This window comes from Sinorhizobium americanum (genome assembly GCF_001651855.1).
Classification (GTDB): Bacteria; Pseudomonadota; Alphaproteobacteria; order Rhizobiales; family Rhizobiaceae; genus Sinorhizobium; species Sinorhizobium americanum.
On record NZ_LNQC01000055.1, the window covers coordinates 67,362 to 89,650 of the forward strand.

20 protein-coding genes and 1 pseudogene are annotated in these 22,289 nt (G+C 61.7%); 18 read left to right on the forward strand and 3 right to left on the reverse strand.

From position 1 onward, the window contains the following. Positions 1 to 293 precede the first annotated feature (293 nt). On the reverse strand, positions 294 to 1,250 hold the full coding sequence (locus ATC00_RS15720) for a sulfotransferase family protein (protein ID WP_064253506.1): 957 nt from the start codon (positions 1,248 to 1,250) through the stop codon (positions 294 to 296). A 623-nt stretch (positions 1,251 to 1,873) separates the two neighbouring features. Between ATC00_RS15720 and ATC00_RS15725 the strand changes: the two genes are divergently transcribed. Next, the gene (locus ATC00_RS15725) at positions 1,874 to 3,271 is read left to right on the forward strand and encodes a M16 family metallopeptidase (protein WP_412458390.1); all 1,398 of its coding nucleotides are present in this window, start codon (positions 1,874 to 1,876) and stop codon (positions 3,269 to 3,271) included. Next, positions 3,268 to 4,611 carry a M16 family metallopeptidase gene (locus tag ATC00_RS15730; RefSeq protein ID WP_064253508.1) on the forward strand — a complete coding sequence of 448 codons (1,344 nt, stop codon included), beginning with the start codon at positions 3,268 to 3,270 and terminating at the stop codon, positions 4,609 to 4,611. Before ATC00_RS15725 ends, ATC00_RS15730 begins: the two co-directional genes overlap by 4 nt. Before the next feature lie 251 nt (positions 4,612 to 4,862). Here ATC00_RS15730 and chrA read toward each other — a convergent pair. Both chrA and hemN read right to left on the reverse strand, forming a co-directional pair. Continuing rightward, a pseudogene (gene chrA, locus ATC00_RS15735) lies at positions 4,863 to 6,084 on the reverse strand (chromate efflux transporter). Positions 6,085 to 6,233: 149 nt separating this feature from the next. Then, the gene (gene hemN / locus ATC00_RS15740) at positions 6,234 to 7,679 is read right to left on the reverse strand and encodes an oxygen-independent coproporphyrinogen III oxidase (RefSeq protein WP_234782320.1); all 1,446 of its coding nucleotides are present in this window, start codon (positions 7,677 to 7,679) and stop codon (positions 6,234 to 6,236) included. Positions 7,680 to 8,243: 564 nt separating this feature from the next. Between hemN and ATC00_RS15745 the strand changes: the two genes are divergently transcribed. The 16 genes from ATC00_RS15745 (at position 8,244) to hypE (ending at position 22,193) form a co-directional block, all read left to right on the forward strand. After that, positions 8,244 to 9,350, forward strand: coding sequence for a hydrogenase small subunit (locus ATC00_RS15745; RefSeq protein WP_064253509.1), 1,107 nt, complete (start codon positions 8,244 to 8,246; stop codon positions 9,348 to 9,350). Next, positions 9,347 to 11,137: a nickel-dependent hydrogenase large subunit gene (locus ATC00_RS15750; protein ID WP_064253510.1), complete on the forward strand. Its 1,791-nt coding sequence runs from the start codon at positions 9,347 to 9,349 to the stop codon at positions 11,135 to 11,137. Before ATC00_RS15745 ends, ATC00_RS15750 begins: the two co-directional genes overlap by 4 nt. Before the next feature lie 12 nt (positions 11,138 to 11,149). Beyond that, a complete protein-coding gene (gene cybH, locus ATC00_RS15755) occupies positions 11,150 to 11,845 on the forward strand; it encodes a Ni/Fe-hydrogenase, b-type cytochrome subunit (RefSeq protein ID WP_064253511.1) in 696 nt (231 codons plus the stop codon). A gap of 25 nt (positions 11,846 to 11,870) precedes the next feature. After that, the gene (locus tag ATC00_RS15760; protein ID WP_037381278.1) at positions 11,871 to 12,446 is read left to right on the forward strand and encodes a HyaD/HybD family hydrogenase maturation endopeptidase; all 576 of its coding nucleotides are present in this window, start codon (positions 11,871 to 11,873) and stop codon (positions 12,444 to 12,446) included. Between the two features lie 297 nt (positions 12,447 to 12,743). Further along, on the forward strand, positions 12,744 to 13,040 hold the full coding sequence (gene hypC / locus ATC00_RS15765; RefSeq protein WP_064253513.1) for a HypC/HybG/HupF family hydrogenase formation chaperone: 297 nt from the start codon (positions 12,744 to 12,746) through the stop codon (positions 13,038 to 13,040). A gap of 132 nt (positions 13,041 to 13,172) precedes the next feature. Next, positions 13,173 to 13,616, forward strand: a complete 444-nt coding sequence (locus tag ATC00_RS15770) for a thioredoxin domain-containing protein (RefSeq protein WP_064253514.1) — start codon at positions 13,173 to 13,175, stop codon at positions 13,614 to 13,616. Continuing rightward, positions 13,613 to 14,449: a hydrogenase expression/formation protein gene (locus tag ATC00_RS15775; protein ID WP_064253515.1), complete on the forward strand. Its 837-nt coding sequence runs from the start codon at positions 13,613 to 13,615 to the stop codon at positions 14,447 to 14,449. The genes ATC00_RS15770 and ATC00_RS15775 overlap by 4 nt, the downstream gene beginning before the upstream one ends. Continuing rightward, positions 14,400 to 14,657, forward strand: a complete 258-nt coding sequence (locus tag ATC00_RS15780; protein WP_153045223.1) for a rubredoxin — start codon at positions 14,400 to 14,402, stop codon at positions 14,655 to 14,657. Before ATC00_RS15775 ends, ATC00_RS15780 begins: the two co-directional genes overlap by 50 nt. Continuing rightward, positions 14,647 to 15,165, forward strand: a complete 519-nt coding sequence (hybE, locus tag ATC00_RS15785) for a [NiFe]-hydrogenase assembly chaperone HybE (RefSeq protein ID WP_064253516.1) — start codon at positions 14,647 to 14,649, stop codon at positions 15,163 to 15,165. The genes ATC00_RS15780 and hybE overlap by 11 nt, the downstream gene beginning before the upstream one ends. After that, the gene (locus tag ATC00_RS15790; protein WP_064253517.1) at positions 15,162 to 16,274 is read left to right on the forward strand and encodes a nickel-dependent hydrogenase large subunit; all 1,113 of its coding nucleotides are present in this window, start codon (positions 15,162 to 15,164) and stop codon (positions 16,272 to 16,274) included. The genes hybE and ATC00_RS15790 overlap by 4 nt, the downstream gene beginning before the upstream one ends. Continuing rightward, positions 16,267 to 16,608 carry a hydrogenase maturation nickel metallochaperone HypA gene (hypA, locus tag ATC00_RS15795; RefSeq protein ID WP_064253518.1) on the forward strand — a complete coding sequence of 114 codons (342 nt, stop codon included), beginning with the start codon at positions 16,267 to 16,269 and terminating at the stop codon, positions 16,606 to 16,608. The genes ATC00_RS15790 and hypA overlap by 8 nt, the downstream gene beginning before the upstream one ends. Continuing rightward, positions 16,608 to 17,492 carry a hydrogenase nickel incorporation protein HypB gene (gene hypB, locus ATC00_RS15800; RefSeq protein WP_064253519.1) on the forward strand — a complete coding sequence of 295 codons (885 nt, stop codon included), beginning with the start codon at positions 16,608 to 16,610 and terminating at the stop codon, positions 17,490 to 17,492. The genes hypA and hypB overlap by 1 nt, the downstream gene beginning before the upstream one ends. Before the next feature lie 3 nt (positions 17,493 to 17,495). Continuing rightward, complete coding sequence (gene hypF, locus ATC00_RS15805; RefSeq protein WP_064253520.1) at positions 17,496 to 19,772, forward strand: carbamoyltransferase HypF; 2,277 nt, start codon at positions 17,496 to 17,498, stop codon at positions 19,770 to 19,772. Next, positions 19,763 to 19,990 (forward strand): HypC/HybG/HupF family hydrogenase formation chaperone, encoded by a 228-nt coding sequence (locus tag ATC00_RS15810; protein WP_064253521.1) that lies wholly within the window; start codon positions 19,763 to 19,765, stop codon positions 19,988 to 19,990. Before hypF ends, ATC00_RS15810 begins: the two co-directional genes overlap by 10 nt. Then, positions 19,987 to 21,144: a hydrogenase formation protein HypD gene (hypD, locus tag ATC00_RS15815; protein WP_064253522.1), complete on the forward strand. Its 1,158-nt coding sequence runs from the start codon at positions 19,987 to 19,989 to the stop codon at positions 21,142 to 21,144. The genes ATC00_RS15810 and hypD overlap by 4 nt, the downstream gene beginning before the upstream one ends. After that, positions 21,141 to 22,193: a hydrogenase expression/formation protein HypE gene (hypE, locus tag ATC00_RS15820; RefSeq protein WP_064253523.1), complete on the forward strand. Its 1,053-nt coding sequence runs from the start codon at positions 21,141 to 21,143 to the stop codon at positions 22,191 to 22,193. The genes hypD and hypE overlap by 4 nt, the downstream gene beginning before the upstream one ends. Positions 22,194 to 22,289 lie beyond the last annotated feature (96 nt).

A 22,289-nucleotide genomic window follows, 5' to 3' on the forward strand; every position in this document is an offset into this window, starting at 1 on the left:
CAGACCCAGCCTCTCGATCAGCTCCGAAAGGACGACCCGGAGCAGGCGCTGTAGCAAAAAACCAGCTTGCTGGTGGCGACGAGGATCCGGCAAGCAGACCCCTGTAGGAAGTGGGATCCCTCCGCGGACGCGCAGTGCCCAGTCTCGTTCGTGCTCGGGTAGAGAGGTTCGATTGCGGTCATGCGGGACGACGAGCATCACGCTGGATTCGAGGAGGGTGACCGTCTGCCCCGCGGGAAGAAGGTGGAAGCTTCGGGGCAGGCGGCGGCGGGGCGTTTCGTGTGGCTCCTGCGTCACCCCGCGCTCCCAGGATCCGGCGTCGACAGGTCATAGCCCAAGTGTTGCAGCTCCTTCCCGGCGATCCGCTCGAACTCCTCGATTTCCGCGGGCGTGAGGTCGTGTCGGTACCTTCCCCGACGCCCGGTATCGAGCGGTTTAGCCGCGGCTTCCGCTGCGGGATGCCCCCAGGGTTTGTCGAACAGCGCGTGCTTGTGCTCCGCGTGGTGCAGGACTGCCTCGTCCCATGGCAAGCCGAGGTGTTCCAGCATCCGCTCGATGGTCTGGCGGGGGCGGGCGACCAGATCCTCATACCTGACTTCCAGGTAACGGCCGTCAGGAGCAGTCTCGCGGGGCCGGGTGACGATCTCCAGCCAGCCGTTCGCGGCCTCTGCTATAGTCCGGTAGCCCCAGTCGGGGACGGTCTTGAGGTGTGAGGCAGCCAGGTCGCGGCCGTCGCGGATTATGTGAATGAAATGAGCTTGAGGCCAGATCGCCGCGTACGTGCCGATGTCCCGGATCCTCCGCTGAAGCTTCAGGCCCCATCGTCCGGCTCCCGTCTGTTCACGTCGCAATTCGCCAATGGAATCTATGAGCCGGCAACGGTCGTCGAGGGAAGAAAGATCGGTACCACGCTCCGCCATCAAGCCGATCACCAGGTTCCGCACGTCGTCACGATCGAGACCGAAACGCTCGCACTGCACAACAAAGTGCGCGCCGTCGAACCACTCAGGATCAACGGTCTCCTTCGTGGCACCGGCGAGCCGCGGGTCGCGGCGGTCGATCATGTCGCACGCCGCGAGAATGTGCGGGCCGAGGTTGACCGGATCAGTGAAATCGATCTCCGGACCGACGACCAAACCGGGGTACGAGTCAAGTACGATACTCAGCACAGTGGTGCCGGAGCGGTTCTCCCCGCCGAGCAGGACTGGATTGGAAGGCAGGACGAGAGGAGAAGAAACGAGACCGGACATGACTTTCCTGCGGGGCATGTGGCGTTCGGTCAAAGCTGTAATGTCAAAAATCAATTGTTGCTATTAATACAAATGTGCCTGGTAAGTTTATTTCGAAACCTGGATAGGTTTTTCGTCAAACGTACAGCTATTGCTTCTTTGCCGACGCAGTTGTTCGGCAGCGGCGACCGTTTAGTCGGTGAAAGATGATCGCGAATTGTTGAAAGAAGCGCACTATCGCGGCACTGTTCACTGGCGCGTTCGACAGTGCCGCTGCAGATTACTCCGGCACTGGACCTGGGCAGCTGCCAGAGCATTTCTGCTGCACACATAAACGCCGGCACCCGAACAGCACTTGGACGGGGCAGTCCAGGGTTCGGAGCCCCCGGGCGTGCAACACGGGCAGATGTATATCGGAATTGTCCGATGTACGACGATTATCGAACATGCCTCATCGCTGGTTTCGCCCGGCCCCGTTGCTTTTACAAGAATTTCCTCTTTGGCACGCTTAGTGCTTCATGTTTGTGGATGTGGTCACAGGCGTGAAGCGGTCGATCTTCGATCAGGGCGTACCTGGCTGCGGCTGCTAAACAAGACAAGTCAAACCAGCTCATAGGCCGACGATCGTGCCTTTGTGGGGGCAGATGATGTATGCTCGAATAGATCCGCGTATCCGTGCAATCGCCCTGAGCATGGTTGTGCTGCTAGCGTTTACGACCTCGGAAGCGGCGGCTGCCGAGATCCCGCGAGGCAACCCCGAGATCGGATATTTCGTACTGAGCAACGGCATGGAGGTGGTCGTCATACCCGATCACCGGACGCCGACCGTCACTCAGATGGTCTGGTACAAGGCCGGAAACGCCGATGAGCCACCCGGTAAATCCGGCATCGCGCATTTCCTGGAGCATCTCATGTTCAAGGGCACGAAGAAGCATCCGGCCGGCGAGTATAACGCAAGGATCGCCGAGATCGGCGGGGAGGAGAACGCCTTCACGTCGTCCGACTACACTGCCTACTACCAGACGGTCACGTCGGAGGCGCTCGGGACGATGATGGAATTCGAAGCTGACCGGATGCGCCATCTCGAACTTACTGACGCGGTCATCGTGCCCGAACGCGATGTCATTCTCCAGGAGCGGCGCTCGCGCGTAGAGGGCGACCCGGAGGAGCTTCTCGAGGAGGAGATGCGGGCGACCCTCTATCAGAACCATCCTTACCGCATTCCGGTCATCGGCTGGATGCACGAGATGGAACAGCTCAATCGTGGGGACGCCCTAGCCTTCTACGATCGCTACTATGCCCCGAACAACGCCATACTGGTCGTGGCAGGAGACGTGGACGTCGGGGCGGTGTGGTGGCTAGCGGACAAGACCTACGGGGCCGTGCCGCGCGGCCCGGACCTGCCGCAGCGGGTAAGGCCGCAGGAGCCGGAGCAGAACACCAAGCGAACCGTGGCGCTCACCGACCCGCGGGTGACCGTGCCGAGCGTGCAAAAAGCGTGGGTCACGCCGTCCTACAGTACGGCCGAGCCGAATGAGGCGGAAGCCCTGGAGGTTCTTTCAGAAATTCTCGGTGGAGGATCGCGCAGCCGGATCCATCAGGAATTGGTCGTGAAACAGGCGATAGCCTCCTGGGGTGGCGCAAATTTCCATGGAAGATCGCTCGATCCGTCCAGCTTCACGATTTATGGCTCGCCGCGTGGCGCGGCGACAATCGAGGCGGTGGAACGCGCGCTCGACGCTGAAGTCCGTAAAATCATCGAGACCGGTGTTCCAGATGTCGAGCTGGTGAGGGCCAAAAACCGCTTGGTGCGCACGATGGTCTTCGCACGCGACAGCCAGGCGGGAATGGCCAACATCTACGGGAAGGCGCTTGTGACCGGCAGCACGGTCTACGACTTAGAGGTATGGCCGTTGAGGGTTCGCGCGGTGACCGCGGCGGAGGTGCAGGCGGTCGCGAGGAAATACCTTAATTCCGACCGTTCGGTGGCAGGATACCTGCTGCCGCGCGGGTGCGCGGTCTCAGGAGATAAGATCCGATGACATGGTGCAACCGACTGCCGATCAGAGCCGCCAGGCCACTGCTGATCGCGTTTGTATTGCTGGGTCTTGCCGCCACGTCGGCCAGGCCGGCCATCTCCATACAGGAAGTCGAGACATCGAGTGGGATCAAGGCTTGGCTGGTGGAAGACTATTCGGTACCGATCGTCACCATTCGGTTCGCGTTCCGGGGCGGCACCACGCAGGATCCTTCCGGCAAGGAAGGCCTAGCCAATCTCATGACCGACCTGATCGAGGAAGGGGCCGGCGACCTAGACAGCGAAGCCTTCCAGGAGCGGCTCGACGATGCCGGCGCCGAGATGCGATTCGGGGCCGGGCGAGATTCGGTCTACGGTTCCATGCGAGTGCTCGCCGATCAGAAGGATAAGGCGTTCGATCTTCTCCGCCTGGCCATCGAGCAGCCGCGCTTCGACGAGGCGTCGGTGGATCGCATTCGCGCCCAGATCGTCTCGGGCATTATCGCTGAGGCCAAGGATCCGGAGACGGCCGCAGAGGTCGCATGGAGGAAGGCGCTTTATGGGGATCATCCTTATTCCCGGAGCGCCGAAGGGACGGAGCAGACCCTTGCCATTGCCACAACCACCGATCTGAAGGCGCTCCATAAGCGGCTTTTCGCAAGGGGCGAGCTTGCCATAGCCGTAGCGGGAGCGATCGACGCCGGTGCACTCAAGCACGATCTGGATCGGATATTCGGTGGCTTGCCTGCCGAACCCTCCTTGGTGCCGGTTGCGGACACCGCCCCTAGGCTGGCGCAGGAAATTCGCATCCCGTATGACTTACCGCAGACTGGTCTGCGCCTCGCCTATCCGGGAGTTAGCGACAAAGACCCGCAGTTCTTTGCAGCCTATCTGATGAATGACATTCTCGGGGAGGGAGCGTTCACGTCCAGGCTCTGGAACGAGGTGCGCGAGAAGCGAGGGCTCGCTTACCACATCGGATCTGCCCTCGTGAACAACGACCATGCCGAGGCGCTCGTTATTGGCACTGAGACCCGCCCTGATCGGGCCGCAGAGACACTCTCTCTCATTCACTCCGAGGTGCGGCGGATCGCGGAGGAGGGCGTCAGCAAGGAGGAGCTCGAAGCGGCGAAGAAAAAGAAGATCGGCAGTTACGCGATCGACCATCTCAACTCCTCCGGCGCGATCGTCGACACTCTGGTAAGAATCCAAATGGAAGATCTCGGCATCGACCATATCGAGCGGCGGAAACAGCTGATCCAGGCCGTGACCGTCGAGGACGTCCGGTCGGCCGCAAAACGGCTTCTATCCGCCGACCCCGCCGTAATGATTGTCGGACCGCCCCTTGAGAATAGGAAAGGATAAGACCGGTCGGCGGCGGACGAGCCATCTTCCCCACCGCCCTGAACCGGCTGTTGCAGGGCAGGCGTTCTCTGGCTGATCCGGTGGCGCTCGATCCTTTCCACAGATGCGACAAGTAATCCATCTGCTCAGATTGTTGATGCGTTCACCCGCGACATTCGCCTGTCTGGAGCGAGGTCAGCCAAGGCTTTGCTTCGACCCCGTGGCGACGACATCAGGTGAAGATCTTGCGCGCCGCCATCCTGAAGTGGAGATCAGGCGAAGCCTATAAGCACGCCCCCGATGGCTGAGACGACCACCACGATCCAGGGCGGGGACTTCCAGGACATGAGAAGGACAACGCAAATCAGGGCGAGCGCAAATTCGTGCGGGCCAACGATCGCGCTGGTCCAGACGGGCTGGTAGAGCGCGGCTCCTAGGACGCCCACCACCGCCGCGTTGGCTCCGCGCATCAGCGCCTGCGCCGCAGGCCTCGTGCGAAATGCATCCCAGAACGGAATGGTGCCGATCAGCAGCAGAAAGCCGGGCAGGAAAATCGCGATAACCGCGACGGCGGCTCCGATCAGGCCGTTGGGCTCGGGGCCAAGCGCCGCTCCGAGGTAGGCGGCGAAGGTGAACAGCGGCCCCGGCACCGCCTGTGCCGCGCCGTATCCAGCGAGGAACTGATCGGCCATCACCCAGCCGGGCTGGACGACCTCCGCCTGCAGGAGCGGCAGGACGACGTGCCCTCCGCCGAAGACAAGCGCCGGCGCGGTAGAAGGCGTCGAAGACCGCCAAGCCTTGCGACGAAGTTATCGCGGCCGCAATCGGCAAGCCGAAGAGCAGGCCGAAGAACAGGACGAGCGCGATCCCGCCGACGGAATGCGATACTGGAAAGCTGACATGGCCGGTGATTGCCTCGCCCTTCCTCCGGCATAACAACAGCCCTGCGAGACCGCCGACAACAATGGCCGCGAGCTGACCGACGGAGCCGGAAACGAGAACGACGATCAGCACGGCGGCGAGCGCGACGCTCGCGCGTTCCCTGTCCGGGCACAGGTTCCTGGCCATGCCCCATACCGCCTGCGCGACAATGGCGACGGCGACAACCTTCAGCCCGTGGATGACGCCGGATCCGATAGGCGCGCCAAAGGAGGCCGCCCCGAACCCGAAGAGGACAAGCAGGATCGCCGAAGGCAGCGTGAAGGCGGCCCAGGCCGCCGCTGCTCCCAGCGGGCCGGCGCGAAGGAGGCCAAGCGCGAATCCTGTCTGGCTGGAGGCGGGGCCGGGGAGAAACTGGCACAGCGCCACGAGGTCCGCGTACCCCCTTTCGTCAATCCAGCGCCGCCGGACGACCAGTTCGTCACGAAAGTAGCCGAGGTGCGCGATCGGACCGCCAAAGGAGGTCAGTCCGAGCTTCAGAAAGGTCGCGAAGACCTCGCCGGCGCTGCCCCGGTGATCCGTACGTTGGGCCGCCTTGGTAACAGTGTCATCCATGGACCGTCATCTCTCGTGAATCTCCGCTTCCGTTGCGAGTATCGCAGCCGGCTAGGCAGCTAAGCCAAAGGCCTTCTTTATCCTTGAAATGCAAAACTCTGAAGAAGGAGCAAGTGTATAGCTCATCAGCACGACGCGGCCGCACGGCGCTAGTACGGGGAGCGGTCGAGATAAGCGTCGAATGCGGCAGCGACAGATCTAAGCACAAAGCCATGCTCCTGCCGCACGCTGACGAAACCATTGTCAATATCTACGATCCCGTCCTCGGCCAACCGAGACAGGCGCTCAGCTCGATCCAGAAGGGGGACCGGATCAAATCCGTGAGCTGCGCAGACTGCGGGCACGTCCACCTCCAAATTGCACATGAGCCGTTCGATGATATCGGCTCGCACGCGATCTTCGACGCTGAGACTGCAGCCACGCGCTGTCGCCAAGTGGCCAGCTGCGATGCGCCGGCTATACGAACTCTGTGCGATCTCGTTCTGGACATATCCTTTGCCGAGACGACCAATAGCCGACGGGCCGAAGCCGATCACGGCTTGGCATGTGTCGGCCGAGTAGCCTAAGGAATTGCGCCGCAGACGACCGGCGCTCCGTGCGAGCGCGAGCTCGTCGTCCGGCAAGGCGAAATGGTCGAGCCCGATCTGGCGATACCCCGCGGCAATCAGCGTATCGGCAATGGCTGCTGCCTGTTCAGCGCGGGCAGCAACGTCGGGCAGTGCTGCCTCAGCGATCAGGCGCTGATTCTTCCTATAAGAAGGAACGTGCGCGTAGCCGAACACCGCAAGCCGGTCGGGGCGCATGGCAGCCGCTGTCGTTGCGCTCTGGACACAGGACTGCACTGTTTGATGCGGGAGACCGTACATGAGGTCGAAGTTGATGCGGCTTACTTTATGCCGGCGCAAGTTTTCGACGGCAGCCGCTACTATTGCCTCACACTGGACCCGATTGATCTTTGTTTGGACTGTCAGATCGAAGCTCTGCACGCCGAGGCTCGCGCGGGTCACCTCGGCAACTTCCAAGGCTTCGGCCATTTTCGGCGTGAAAGTGCGAGGGTCGATCTCGACAGCAACGGTAGCCGCTTTCTTAAAGGCGAAGCGGCGGCGCAGAATCTGCATTAGGACGAGAAACTCAGCGGGCGGCATGATGGTTGGCGTTCCACCGCCGAAATGAACGTCGCTTACCGGCAGCCCCTGCGGCGCTTGCTCCGCAACCAAACGGATTTCCTCACCTAACACCGAAAGGTACTCGACGATCGAGGCCTCCCTACGAGTGATCCTGGTAGGAAAGCCGCAATACCAGCACATTGTCCGACAGAATGGAATGTGGAGATAGAGCGACACGGCCTCGTCGGCCGGCAGCCCCTTCAGCCATTTCGCGCAAGCGTCGGCGCCAACCGCCGTGGTAAACTCCGAGACTGTCGGATAGATCGTGTACCAGGGCAGGCGCGCATCATAATGCTTTGCGTGAAGGGAAGTCGTCGGCGCGATGGTTTGTTTCCAGTCGGACCGCGAGGATGTCCAGGTCCCAGGCGTCCTCTTCCGTTGGATTGAATGCGATCCCGTCGTCCGGACGCTTTTATCAAGATCAGCCATCACGGTTCCCGCATCCGAATGCCAGTCGGCAGTGCCCGCCGCATCAATACGGGCTTTCAAAACTCATGCCGACTCCGTGCTGCATCGGAAGAGATAGATTTTCGTAGACTTCTCGGGTGAGCAATCTTCGACTGAATGAAAACCACGAAACAAACTCTTGTCACGCATTCGACAAACACGACAGTATTGTGCGCCATCGCCTTCGCCTTGCGTGAATGGCGACTATCCCTCGACAGTGGGCATACACAGCCGACGGGTAATGGTGGGGCGGAAAGCATAATTTCCGGTTCGCTCGGAACAATTTTGAGGAAGATCGCTCGAAGGGCCGAAGACGGGCCCACTTTGATAGATTACGCAATCGATGCTCCGCCATTCTCTCGCAGTCGATTGAGGACGATGATCACCCATCGTTGGCACGCCACCCTTCGTTTCTCCTCTGAACAATGACCTAACGAAGAGGTGGCCGGCCAACGTGAACTGGTCCGCTTCTTGCACGGTGCCCCTTATGACAAAGCCGGTTTGCCGATCCGGACGTTGTTCAGGACGGATTGCTCGAGGTGCACGATGGCAACTGCTGAGACATTCTACGATGTCATTCGCCGCCAGGGAATCACCCGGCGCAGCTTCACCAAGTTCTGCAGTCTGACGGCCGCGAGCCTTGGCTTGGGTCCGGGGGCGGCGAACGCCATGGCCGAGGCGCTTCAGACCAGGCAACGTGTGCCTGTCATCTGGATGCATGGGCTCGAATGCACCTGCTGTTCGGAGAGCTTCATCCGTTCGGCCCATCCTTTGGTAAAGGATGTGGTGCTGTCGATGATCTCGCTCGACTACGATGAAATGATTATGGCCGCTGCCGGCCATCAGGCCGAAGCCATTCTCGGGGAAACCAGGGCGAAATATAAGGGCAAGTACATCCTGGCCGTCGAAGGCAATCCGCCGCTCAACGAGGACGGCATGTACTGCATTGCCGGTGGCCGGCCTTTCGTGGAGAAGCTGAGGTGGATGGCAGAGGATGCGATGGCGGTCATCGCGTGGGGCACCTGTGCTGCCTCCGGCTGCGTACAGGCAGCTAAGCCGAACCCGACCCGGGCAACGCCGGTTGACAAGGTGATCCACGGCAAGCCGATCATCAAAGTTCCGGGCTGTCCCCCGATTGCCGAGGTGATGACCGGCGTGCTCACCTTCATCATCACTTTCGACAAGCTGCCCGAGCTCGACCGTCAGGGGCGGCCGAAGATGTTCTATTCGCAGCGCGTTCACGACAAGTGTTATCGCCGCCCGCATTTCGACGCCGGCCAGTTCGTGGAGGAATGGGACGACGAGGGCGCGCGCAAGGGCTACTGTCTCTACAAGACGGGCTGCAAGGGCCCGACGACCTACAACGCCTGTTCCACAGTGCGTTGGAACGGGGGCGTTTCATTCCCGATCCAGTCCGGCCATGGGTGCATCGGCTGCTCCGAACAAGGCTTCTGGGATCAGGGCAGCTTCTATGACCGGCTGACCAACGTCGAACAGTTCGGCATCGAGGCCAATGCCGACAAGATCGGCTTGACCGCGGCTGGTGTCGTCGGTGGCGCGATCACCGCGCATGCCGCTGCGACCGTCATCAAGCGCGTAACCACGAAGCGCGAAAAGACCGAAGCACAGCATGGCCAGGAAACACCGTCATGACGATCGGTACTCCGACAGTCGACACTTTGGAAAATTCCGGCAAGCGCATAGTCGTCGATCCCGTCACCCGCATCGAGGGCCATATGCGGATCGAGGTCAATGTCGACGAGAACAATATCATCCGCAACGCCGTGTCGACCGGAACCATGTGGCGCGGCATCGAGGTGATCCTCAAGAACCGCGATCCGAGAGACGCCTGGGCCTTCACGGAGCGCATCTGTGGCGTCTGCACCGGCACGCATGCCCTGACGTCGGTGCGAGCGGTGGAAAACGCGCTCGGCATCACCATTCCCGAAAACGCCAATTCCATCCGCAACCTCATGCAGCTTGCCTTGCTGGTTCATGACCATGTCGTGCACTTCTATCACCTGCACGCGCTTGACTGGGTTGACGTGATCTCGTCGCTGTCGGCCGATCCGAAGGCCACCTCGGCGCTGGCACAATCGGTATCCGACTGGCCTCTTTCCTCGCCCGGTTATTTCAAGGACGTCCAGGCGCGGCTCAGGAAATTCATCGAGTCGGGCCAGCCCGGTCCGTTCAAGAACGGCTATTGGGGCAATGCCTCCTACAAGCTGCCGCCCGAGGCAAACCTGATGGTGTTGACGCACTATCTGGAGGCGCTCGACTTCCAGAAAGAGATCGTCAAAATTCACTCGATCTTCGGTGGGAAAAACCCCCATCCGAACTGGCTGGTCGGGGGCGTGCCCTGTCCGATCAATGTCGACGGAACCGGTGGCGCCGGCGCTATCAACATGGAACGGCTGAACATGGTCGCATCCGTCATCGATCAGCTGATCGAGTTCAACGACAAAGTCTACATTCCCGACATCATGGCGATCGGCGCCTTTTACAAGGACTGGCTCTATGGCGGCGGTCTCTCCGGCAAAAATGTGCTCGCCTATGGCGACGTGCCGGAGCATGCCAACGACTATTCGGAAGCGAACCTGAAGCTGCCGCGGGGCGCGATTATCAACGGCAATCTCGCGGAAGTGCATCCGGTCGACCATGCCGATCCCGAGCAGATCCAGGAATTCGTGACACACTCCTGGTACAGATATCCCGACGAGACGAAGGGCCTGCATCCCTGGGATGGCGTCACCGAGCCCCATTACGAGCTCGGGCCAAACGCCAAGGGCAGCAAGACCAATATTGAACAGCTCGACGAGAACGCGAAATATTCCTGGATCAAGGCGCCACGCTGGCGCGGCCATGCCATGGAGGTCGGGCCGCTGGCGCGTTGGGTCCTCGGCTACGCCCAGAACAAGGCCGAGTTCAAGGAGCCGGTCGATAAGGTCCTCAAGGATCTCGGCCTGCCGTTATCAGCGCTCTTCTCGACGTTTGGCCGCACCGCCGCCCGCGCGCTCGAATCTACCTGGGCCGGCCACCAGATGCGCCACTTTCAGAACAAGCTGATTGCCAGCGTCAGAACCGGCGATTCCTACACTGCCAATGTCGACAAGTGGAAGCCGGAGACTTGGCCCAGGATGGTCAAGGGCGTGGGCTTTACGGAGGCGCCGCGCGGTGCGCTCGCGCACTGGATCAAGATCAAGGAGGGGAGAATCGATAACTACCAGTGCGTCGTTCCCACGACGTGGAACGGCAGTCCACGTGATCCTGCGGGAAACATCGGCGCCTTCGAGGCGGCGCTTTTAGATATGCCGATGTCCGACCCTGCTCAGCCACTTGAAATCCTGAGAACCATCCACTCGTTCGATCCCTGCCTGGCATGCTCGACTCATATCATGAGCCCGGACGGGCAGGAAAGGACGAGGGTTCAGATCCGGTGAGGAGGTTTGCTCATGGCTCTTCATGCTAAAAAGGCAGTCGGGCGCCTGAGCGTCCATGTTTACGATGCACCGGTGCGCATCTGGCATTGGGTAAACGCCTTCTCGATCCTGACACTCGCTCTGACCGGCTACTTCATAGGCTCGCCGCTGACTTCCGTGTCCGGGGAGGCGAGCGCCAACTATCTGATGGGCCGTATCCGCTTCATCCACTTCGCGGCGGCACAGATCCTCACAGTGCTCCTGATCCTGCGGGTCTATTGGGTCTTTGTGGGTGGCGTGCATGCCCGGCAGATCTTCTACATGCCAATCTGGAGCGGCCGTTTCTGGAAGGAATGGTCGCATGAAGTTCGCTGGTACATGTTTATGGGGCGCCAGCCAAGAAAGCATCCAGGCCACAATCCGTTGGCGCGGTTCACCATGTTCCTCATGTTCACCCTGCCGCTGTTCTTCATGGTGATCACCGGCTTTGCGCTCTACAGCGACGGCGCGGGCCGAGACAGTTGGGAATATGTGCTTTTTGGATGGGTATTCTCGATCTGGCCGAATAGTCAGGATATCCACACCGACCATCATCTCGGAATGTGGGTCATTCTCATCTTTGCGATCGTCCACATCTATGTAGTGGTTCGCGAGGACATCATGAGTTCGCAAAGCATCATCTCATCGATGTTCTCGGGCGAGCGGCTGTCCAAGGACATGGAGGACTAGACGGCTGCTCCATCATCAAACCGCAATTCGCCCCGCGCCCCGCATTCTCGTGCTTGGAATCGGCAATATCCTCTGGGCCGACGAGGGATTTGGCGTGCGCGCGGTCGAAGCCTTCCACAAGGCCTATGAAGTGCCTGCCAACGTCACCGTCCTCGACGGCGGCACGCAGGGCCTCTACCTGGTGCAGTTCATAAACGAGCACGACCGGCTCATCGTCTTCGACGCGATCGACTACGGCCTCGTACCGGGGACGATGAAGGTGGTGGAGGATGATGAAGTGCCGAAGTTCACCGGTGCCAAGAAAGTGAGTCTGCACCAGACCGGTTTCCAGGAAGTGCTGAGCGCGGCAGATCTCATGGGACAATACCCCGAGCGCCTGACCCTGATCGGTTGCCAGCCGCTTGATCTTGAAAACTGGGGCGGTCCGCTGACGGCGCCGGTCAAGACTGTCATTCCGGCGGCCGTCGACACCGCCGTCCGGACGCTGCGGGACTGGGGCGTCGCCGTTGCCGTGAGGCCGGAGGGGGCAGTGGTTCCGCCGCTTCTCGAAAACGACATCGACGTGGAAAACTACGAGTGCCGTGCCTATCGGCCGCGTTGAACTGGTGAGGGGGATCCTCCGGAAACGCTCTTCCATGGCTACTCCATGGCACCAGCCTGCCGGAAATGACGCCTGGGCGATATGGCCGGCTCCAAGGCGGCCGAAATCCCTCGGCAACGGACTGGCTTTGATCCGGTTCGGCAATGGCAGGGCGCCGCCGCAGATCGCCATCGCTGTGCTGAGGCGGCTCTGCTCGCCTGCGCGGTTCAGAAAGGGCGGGGCTGTTGGGCTTCGCACGGCAACGCTGTTCCCGCGCCTGCGGATTCTGCAGCATCGGAAAAGTAGAGGAGAAGCGCCATGTGCATAGGCATTCCCATGCGGATCGTCACCGCCAACGAGTTCGTCGCCAATTGCGAGCGTTATGGCGCAATATCTACAATCTCCCTCTTGCTTGTCGGACCCCAGCCGACCGGGACCCACGTCCTCACTCATCTCGGCTCCGCCATTCGCCTGCTCGAGGCCGATGAGGCCCGCGCGATCGACGACGCGCTCGCCGCCCTCGTTGAAGCCAGCGAGGGCCGCGCCTTCGAACCGCTCTTTGCCGATCTTGTTTGCCGCGAGCCCGAATTGCCGCCGCATCTTCGCACCGAGTGAAAGCAACACGTCCAGGGTGTCGATGATGCTTTTCCCCTTACAGCTCACCGTAGCTCGAATTCTTCAGTTTGGCACGGCGCTTGCCAACGACCTCTTAGGAACGTTCGGAGTGCTGATTTGTGGAGGAGAACGATGCCATTCATCCTGGTCCGCGCCGCGAGCAAGCGGACACTATTCGTCGTCGATGAGACGAATAGCGATGCGTGTGTCGTACGATCGGCGGGCGAGCCCGAAAAGCCTGTGCCGGTCGTCACCGGTACTCCCGCGCAGCGGCCAGAGGTCGAAGGCGTCGCGGTCGTTCCTCCCAGTCTGCCGCAGGGGTGCCGCTGCCGACGGCGCGGTGCTGTGGTTTGCCGAACGGCCGATGGCAGGCTGAAGGGCCGCCCGAACGCCGTTTTTCCGAGCTTGGCCGCTATCGGACGTGAGCGGCCGGCAGGAGTGATCGGCAAGGTCTGCGACCGGACGGTGAATGTCGGAAAATTCGGGGGCCGGTTCTTTTCCGGCGCGTCAATCAAGGTGCCCACTGGCGGGCCGAAGATCGCGATTACCCATGCCGCCAGGGCCATCCTGCGATGAAGCCTGCTTTATGGGTCGCCCCAATGGGTGAGGCAAGCGTGATGCCCTCGGACGCCGAACCTCTCCGCGCGCCCAGACTCAATTTGCTCGCCACCAATAGCGCAGAGGAGCTGATACGCCGATGTTGGAGGACGGCGCTGCTCCTGCCGGCGCTCGCGGATGCGCTGGCGGTTTTGAAGTCCGGCCGGCCGAGCCGGATGTTCGACATCACCGACTATCCAGAGGACGACAAAGAGTTGATCACCCAGATCCTCGGCGAGGGCGAGGTTGCCGGCGTCGCGGTGCTGGAGAACGGCATCATCGCCCAGATGCAGGAGGCTGTCATGGCCGGCGTCTGGCGTATCCGCTTCACCGTCGCTGATGGGCGGATCGTTGCCGACTATATCGAAGTGGGCAGCATTCCCGCTGCGGTCAGGCTGGCCTGTTCCCGGCTACCGGCATCGATCAGCTACGGCGCTGCGCCGGCTGGCGCCATGAATGTCATGCCCTTGCTCACCGAAATCGGTGACCGCATCACCCGCCATTGCGGCAGCGAAACAGCTCATGTCATCACCTTCTCGCTCTTCCCCATGAGCCCGGAAGACATGAGCTTCCTGCAACATACACTAGGGGTCGGGCCGGTGCGGCTCACCTCCCGCGGATATCGAACCTGCCGAATTGTCGCGACGGGGGCGCGCAAGGTCTGGTCGGTGCAGTTCTATGACGTCATGGACACGGCCATTCTCGATACGCTGGAGATCTGCGACATACCCTCGGTCGCTATTGCCGCCGAGGAGGATTTCCATGACTCCAAGATGCGGCTCCGGGAGATGGAGGAGGCGTATTTCAAATGAGCGGCTCGAAGTGTCCAGGCAAGTACGGGCCGTATCGGGCGAAAACATTGGAGTGCGGCATCTCTGCCATGTCCATGATCCTGCGATCGGCGACCCGGCGCCGCAGATCCCACCGAGGGTCCTTTTTGCCGATCTGCCGGAAGAACGGCTCTGTCCGAATGGCGCTGCGCCGCCATCGAAGTTCACGAGGCTGGGCGATGATCGCTGACCTCCCTGAAACTGCCAAGCTCGACGCGGCGCTGGCGCTGGGCGAACGGGTCGTGGCCTGCTATCGACACATCCTCGACACCGCCATGACTGACGTCCCGATCTGCAATCCGGCGCTTAAGATCGCGGCCACAGGTTTCCGAACCTATCGCGGCCGCGCCTTCGGCATTGTGACCACACCTTGGTTCATGAATCTGGTGGGCGTGGATCTGCCTGAAGGGGCACCTGGCGCGCCTGCCGCCATTGGCACGATCCTCGGCCTTCCTGCGGGCAACGTCGAATTCATTGGTGGCGAGCTCGATGCGATCGGCCGCGTCGATTCCTGCGCGTTGCTCTCGCCGGTCTTCGAATTCGCTACGATGGAGGCGGCGCTCGAAATCGCGGAGGAGGCCGCCCGTGCGTACTTTGATCCCGCTACGCTCGAGCCTACGCCGGCACCAGCGGCTGTCGTCAACCGGCGGGACCTGTTGCGCGGGCGTTTCCAGAGGTGCGAGGAGCCCTCGGGATGACGTTTCTTCGCCGGCCAGGCACGATCAGTATTGAGGTGACGGTATCAAGCGGAGTTGCTTCTTCCGTCGCAGTGAAGGCGAACCGGCCGCCAGGCCTAACCCGCATCTTCGTCGGCCGCCGGCCAGAGGAGGCGCCCACACTGGCACGGCAGGTGTTTTCGCTCTGTGGCTTCTCGCAATCGGTCGCCTCAAGGCTCGCTGTCCTCAATGCAGCTGATCTTTCCATGGGTGAAGGGGAGCGCGTCGCCGCCGCCACAGGTTTGTACGCCGAACGGATCTTCGAAACTCTGCGGGCGTTGATTCTCCATTGGCCGTCGCCACTGCCGAGCGAGCTCGCGCCAGTCGCCGGCAGATGTCTGCGACGGGCACTGGCCGCCTCACAGGAGATTATCGGGCAGGCGAGTAGCGGCAAGATCAACCGCCAACAACTCGCTTCGGCGGTCGCTCGTCTCTGCTTTGCGGCCAGGGCGATCGGGATTTCCGATCCGGGCGACATGCCATTGCCGGGCTCGGCCTGTGCCGCAATGCTGCGGGACATAGTCAACAATCGAGTTTTTGCCGACCGGCCGCTCGATGCGCTGACCGTCGAAGATGACCAGGAGGTCATCTTCCGCCTTAGTGATGAACCCGATTACAGTAACCTGCCGCATCTTCCCGGCCGGGTCGTCGAGACGGGGGCCTACGCGCGGCGCCCCGCATGGGGAGCCGCTTCTGGCTCCCATCTCGCACGGCGCTTCCTGGCCCGGATTGGCGATGTCGGGTACTGCCTCGGGCAACTGAAGGCTGTCGCCGATACAGGCGAACATGACTGGGTAACGCTCGCCTGCGGCGCACCGACGCCGGGCGCGGGCGGCTATGGAGCCGTGGAATGCGCACGCGGACGGCTCTATCATCAGGCAGAGATTGGTGGCGACGGCAGGCTCTCGGCCTATCGCATCCTCGCCCCGACAGAATGGAACTTTCACCCGGCCGGCCCTTTTGTCGATACATTGCTGCGGTCGCGGATCGGCTCAGACGATTCCGCCCCCCGGTCCGTCTCCCTGCTCGCCGTTCTGTTCGACCCTTGCGTCGCTTTCGATGTCGGCATCCGTGAGGCCGACGATGCATGAGATGTCGCTGATGGAAAGCGTGATTGAGATTGTGTGTGAGACCGCGCGGCTGAATGGCGCAAGGCAGGTCAAGTCAATCCGTCTCGATGTCGGCGTGCTGAGCCACGTCGATCCTGACGCGTTGCTCTTCTGTTACGAAGCGGTGCGGCACGGCACGCTCGCCGGGCAGGCGAACCTCGAGATCAATCGCATCGCCGGCGAGGGCTGGTGCCTCGATTGCGGCAAGACCGTAGCTTTGCAAAAGCGGTTCGGTCCCTGCTCCGGCTGCGGGCGGCATCGAGTCCAGATGACGGCAGGCGACGAATTGAAGATCAGGGACATGGAGGTGATTTGATGTGCACGGTATGCGGTTGCGGAACCTCACCTATCGGAGGCTACAAGCACGAAGCGGGCAGAGAAGGGCTCGACCATGACCATCATCACCACCACGGTCACGATCACCATACTCACGATCATCGCCACAACGACGGCGCGGCTGATCACCACCATGCAAAGGAAGGCTCGGTCCACCGCAGCCACGGCATTGCCGGCGTGCATGTCCCTGGGATGAGTCAGGAACGGATCATTCAGGTCGAGAAGGAGATTCTTTCGAAGAACGACGCTTATGCAGCCGAAAATCGGAGGTATTTCGCAGGCCAGGGCATTTTCGCGCTCAACTTTGTCTCCAGCCCCGGCTCAGGCAAGACCAGCCTGCTTGTGCGGACGATCAGGGAGCTCAAGGATCGTATGACGATCAATGTTATCGAAGGCGATCAGCAGACTTCGAATGACGCGGCTCGCATTCGCGAGTCAGGCGCCCGCGCGATCCAGATCAACACTGGCAAGGGCTGCCATCTCGACGCCCATATGGTCGGTCATGCGGTCGAGGACCTTGCGCCTGAGCCGGGCTCTGCGCTCTTCATCGAGAATGTTGGCAATCTTGTCTGTCCCGCCGCTTTCGATCTCGGCGAGGCTTACAAGGTCGTGGTGCTCTCGGTCACCGAGGGCGAGGACAAGCCGCTCAAATATCCCGACATGTTCTCCGCCGCCGACCTGATGATCCTCAATAAGGCGGACCTGCTGCCGCATCTGGATTTCAACATCGAGCTTTGCATTACCAACGCGCTCTGCGTGAATCCGCGGCTGCACAGCCTGATTGTCTCCGCCCGCACGGGCGAGGGGATGGAAGCCTTCTATGGCTGGCTCGAAGCATCCGCTGCGCGCTCGAAGGTGGTGTGAACAATGGCGCGGGTGGCACAACCGGCCGGAAGCGAGGTCCGCCGGCGGTTTAGGCTGCGGGTGCGCGGCACTGTGCAGGGCGTCGGCTTTCGGCCTTTCGTCTACAGGCTCGCGCGAAAAATGCGGCTCTCCGGATACGTCCTTAATGACAGTGCGGGCGTGCTGATCGAGATCGAGGGTCTGGACGCAGACGACTTCTCCAAGGAGCTCCGAACTCAGGCGCCACCGCTTGCCCGTATCGACGCCGTCGATCTGCTGGAGCTGGCACCGGTTGGCGACAATCGATTCGAAATTCTCGACAGCCTCGCCGGCAGGAGTGCGACTCGTATCGGCGCCGACGCCGCGATTTGCGAGGAATGCCAGCGGGAGCTCAACGATCCAGGAAGCCGGTTTTTCGGCTATCCCTTCGTCAACTGTACCCAATGCGGCCCGCGCTTCACGATCACCTGCGCGCTTCCCTATGACCGCGCCCAGACCTCGATGGCCTCGTTTTCGATGTGCGGTGCCTGCGCGGCTGACTATGACGACCCGGAGAACCGGCGCTTCCATGCCGAGCCCATTGCCTGTCCCGATTGCGGTCCGAGGCTCAGCCATCCGGTCGCCGAGTTGGCGGCGCGGCTCGAAGGCGGCGCGATCATCGCGCTTAAGGGGGTTGGCGGGTTCCACCTGCTCTGCGATGCCCGCAACGACGCGGCCATTGATCTCCTTAGGCTGCGCAAGGCTCGGGACCAGAAACCCTTCGCCGTCATGGTGCGGGATATCCCCGCGGCGCGGCAAATCGCCCAGCTGACCGACGCAGAAGAGGAATTGCTGACCTCCGCGGCAAGCCCGATCGTTCTGGTCGAGGCCCTTGCCGGCCAACTCTCCAATCGCATTGCGCCATCGCTCCGGCGGATAGGTCTCATTCTGGCCTACGCACCCGCGCACTTCCTCCTGTTCGATGAGCTCGCTCGTTTTTCGCCGGTCTATCCCCCAGCGCTGGTTGCGACCAGTGCCAATCCCCGTGGTGAGCCGCTCATCGCAGACAATATGGATGCCGAGCTCCGCCTGTCCGCGGTCGCCGATCTTATCGTCACCCATGATCGCGATATCATCATGCGCGCCGACGACTCAGTCATGCAGGTGATTGACGGCGCTCCCGCCTTCCTCCGCCGCGCCCGCGGTTTTGTGCCAGAGCCCATCGACCTCGGCGAGGACGGACCTTCCGTTATTGCTACCGGTGCAGACCTCAAGAACACCCTATGCGTCACACGGGGGAGCGAGGCCTTCCTGTCGCAACATGTAGGCGGCCTCGACAATAGGGAGACGATACGCTTCCAGCTTGAGGCGGCTGTCCATCTCTGTTCGATCCTTGATGTGAAGCTGGAGTTCGCTGCCTGCGACCTGCATCCAGATTTTCGCTCGGTGCGGATGGCGGAGAGCTTCGGTCTGCCGGTCGTGCGAGTCCAGCACCATCTCGCTCATATCGCCGCCGTCGCTGCGGAGCATAGGCTTGCCGGGTCGGTTCTAGGGCTCGCGCTTGACGGCTACGGCTTTGGCACCGACGGCAGCAGTTGGGGCGGCGAGATGCTTGCAGTCGAGCGACATGGCTGGCGGCGCTTGGGATCACTCATGCAGCTGCCGCTGCCGGGTGGCGACCGCGCGGCGCGCGAACCTTGGCGCATGGGGGTCGCGGCGCTTCAGGCCGCGGGCCGCATCGACCTGGCGCTGTCGCTCGTGCCGGCTCATTGCGGCATGGCGCAATTAACGGCGATGTTCAGCCGCGGCGTGCGGCCCCCTGTTACGAGCAGCCTGGGCCGGCTCTTCGATGCTGCCGCGGCGATATCGGGAACTCGCCTTGTCCAGACCTATGAGGGACAGGCGGCGATGGAATTCGAGGCGCTCGTTCGGGCGCCGCGCTGCCTTCCTGGCGGGTATGCCATAAAGAACGGGGTGCTCGACTTCCGGCCGCTCATTCTGCGTCTGACTGAGACAGGGAGCGGCGCCGCCGATGCCGCCGACCTCTTCCATGGCACGCTGATTGCCGGCCTTGCAGCTTGGGCGGCCAAGGGTGCAACAAACCTCGGCTCGCAGCAGGTCGCGCTCAGCGGCGGATGCATGACAAACCGCGTCCTTGCGGCGGGTCTAGCGCAGGCGCTGAGGCAGCACGGCCTTAAGCCATATTTGCCACGACTGGCTCCGGCCAATGACGGGGGAGTTGCGCTGGGGCAAGCGGCCTATGCGCGGCAGGTTATCATGAACAAGCATGCATCGGCGCTGGAGAGCCCGACATGTGCCTAGCCATACCGGTCAAGGTCACCGAAGTGCTCTCCGGCAATATGGCGAAAGTCACGCTTGACGGCGTCTTGAAGGTCATATCGACGGCCTTGATAGACGATGTCCGGCCGGGCGACTACGTCATCCTCCATGTAGGCTATGCGCTGACGAAGATTAAACCTGAGGAGGCGCAACGGACGCTCACGCTGATCCAAGAGGCTTCGATGGGTGTTGCGCCATGAAGTATATCGACGAATATCGAGACGGAAGGCTCGCCAAGCTTATTGGGGATCGGATAGCGGCTCTTGCCGATGCGGCCCGCTCCTATTGCCTCATGGAGTTCTGCGGTGGGCACACTCACGCGATCTCTCGTTACGGGCTTGAGGATCTGCTACCTGCCAATGTCCGGATGATCCACGGCCCGGGCTGTCCGGTTTGCGTGCTGCCGATCGGCCGGATCGACGCAGCGATCGCGCTTGCGACCCGTCCCGAGATCACGCTCTGTACTTATGGCGACCTGATGCGAGTCCCGGGCACAAACCGTTCGAGCCTGCTTGAGGCCAAGGCGGCCGGCGCCGATGTCCGTGTAGTCTATTCGACGCTCCACGCGTTGAGGATCGCCGAAGCCGAGCCGGAGCGCGAGGTGGTGTTCTTCGCGATTGGTTTCGAGACTACGACGCCGCCAACTGCGCTTGCACTCAAGACGGCTATCGCCAAAGGCCTCGGCAATTTCTCGGTCTTCTGCAATCATGTAGTGACGCCGGCGGCGATGCACCACGTTCTCGAAAGCCCGCCTGTCCGCAAGCTCGGCACGATCAAGATCCATGGTTTCATCGGCCCAGCTCATGTCAGCGCCGTGATAGGCACAAAGCCCTACGAATTGTTCGCCGAGAAATTTTGCAAGCCGGTCGTGGTGGCAGGCTTCGAGCCACTCGACGTCATTCAGGCAATCCTGATGCTTGTGCAGCAGATCAACGACGGGAGGCATGTGGTGGAAAACCAATACATCCGCGCGGTGACCAGACACGGCAATGAGAAGGCGCAGGCGGAGGTGGCGAATTTCTTCGAGCTGCGCGAGAGCTTCGAGTGGCGAGGCCTTGGCGAACTGCCTTTGAGCGGGCTGCGGCTGCGCCCACAATATGCGGCCTACGATGCCGAGAAGCGTTTTTCGATGGTGACCCCCAGGGCCAAGGACAATCCGGCCTGTGACTGCGGCGCCATTCTGCGCGGAGCCAAGCAACCTGCCGAATGCAAACTGTTTGGCACGGTCTGTACGCCCGATACGCCGATGGGGTCCTGCATGGTGTCTTCGGAAGGCGCCTGCGCCGCACACTGGACCTATGGCCGCTTCCGCGAGAAGGCACGGCAGGCGAATGCCATGAAGGTGGTCACATGAGCATGATGACCGACGCCTACACACGAAAGCTCGATCTTGCGGAAGGCCGGGTCGACCTCTCGCATGGCGCCGGCGGACGTGCCATGAGACAACTCATCGAGGGCATCTTCCACGAGGCTTTCGACAACGAATGGCTGCGTGCCGGGAATGACCAGTCAGCCTTCGCCGTTTCGGGCGGCCGCATGGTGATGAGCACCGACGGCTATGTCGTCTCGCCGCTGTTTTTTCCCGGCGGGAATATCGGCTCGCTCGCCGTGCACGGCACGATCAACGACATCGCCATGGCCGCTGCTCGGCCGCTCTATCTCTCAGCGAGCTTCATTATCGAGGAGGGCTTTCCGCTCGCCGATCTCAAACGCATCGCAGACAGCATGGGCGTGGCTTCGCGCGAGGCCGCTGTGCCGATTATCACCGGCGATACCAAGGTGGTGGAGCGAGGCAAAGCCGACGGTGTCTTCATCTCGACGGCTGGTGTCGGCAGGGTCCTGGACGGGCTCGATCTGCGCGCCGATGCCGCCCGGCCGCGCGATGCGGTCATCCTCTCCGGCTCGATCGGTGATCACGGCGTCGCCGTGATGTCGAACCGCGAGAACTTGCAATTCGATGCGGCGATCGTCTCCGATAGCGCTCCCCTGCACACGCTGGTGGCCATGATGGCAGAAGCCGGTGGGAGGCATATCCGGCTGATGCGCGATCCCACGCGCGGCGGCCTCGCCGCCACTCTCAACGAGGTCGCGAGTCAGTCGAAGGTCGGCTTCCATATCGATGAGGAGGCGATCCCGATCAAGCCGGAGGTGGCCGCGGTCTGCGAGTTGCTCGGGCTCGATCCGCTCAATGTCGCCAATGAGGGCAAGCTTGTCGCCGTCGCCGCGCCGGAAGGCGCCGAAGCAATTTTGGCTGCGATGCGTGCACATCCCCTCGGGCGCGAGGCGGCCCTCATTGGTCATGTCGTCGCTGACGATTACTGTTTCGTGCAGATGGCGACCTCCTTCGGCGGCCGCCGGGTCGTTGACTGGCTTACGGGTGAGCAGTTGCCAAGAATCTGCTAGGGCAGATGCCGTCCTGCTTCTCTGCTACAGCTTCAATTCTCTGTTCCACCGGTTGCATGTCGACTTGCGAGATGCTCCGTCATCATCCCGTCGAGC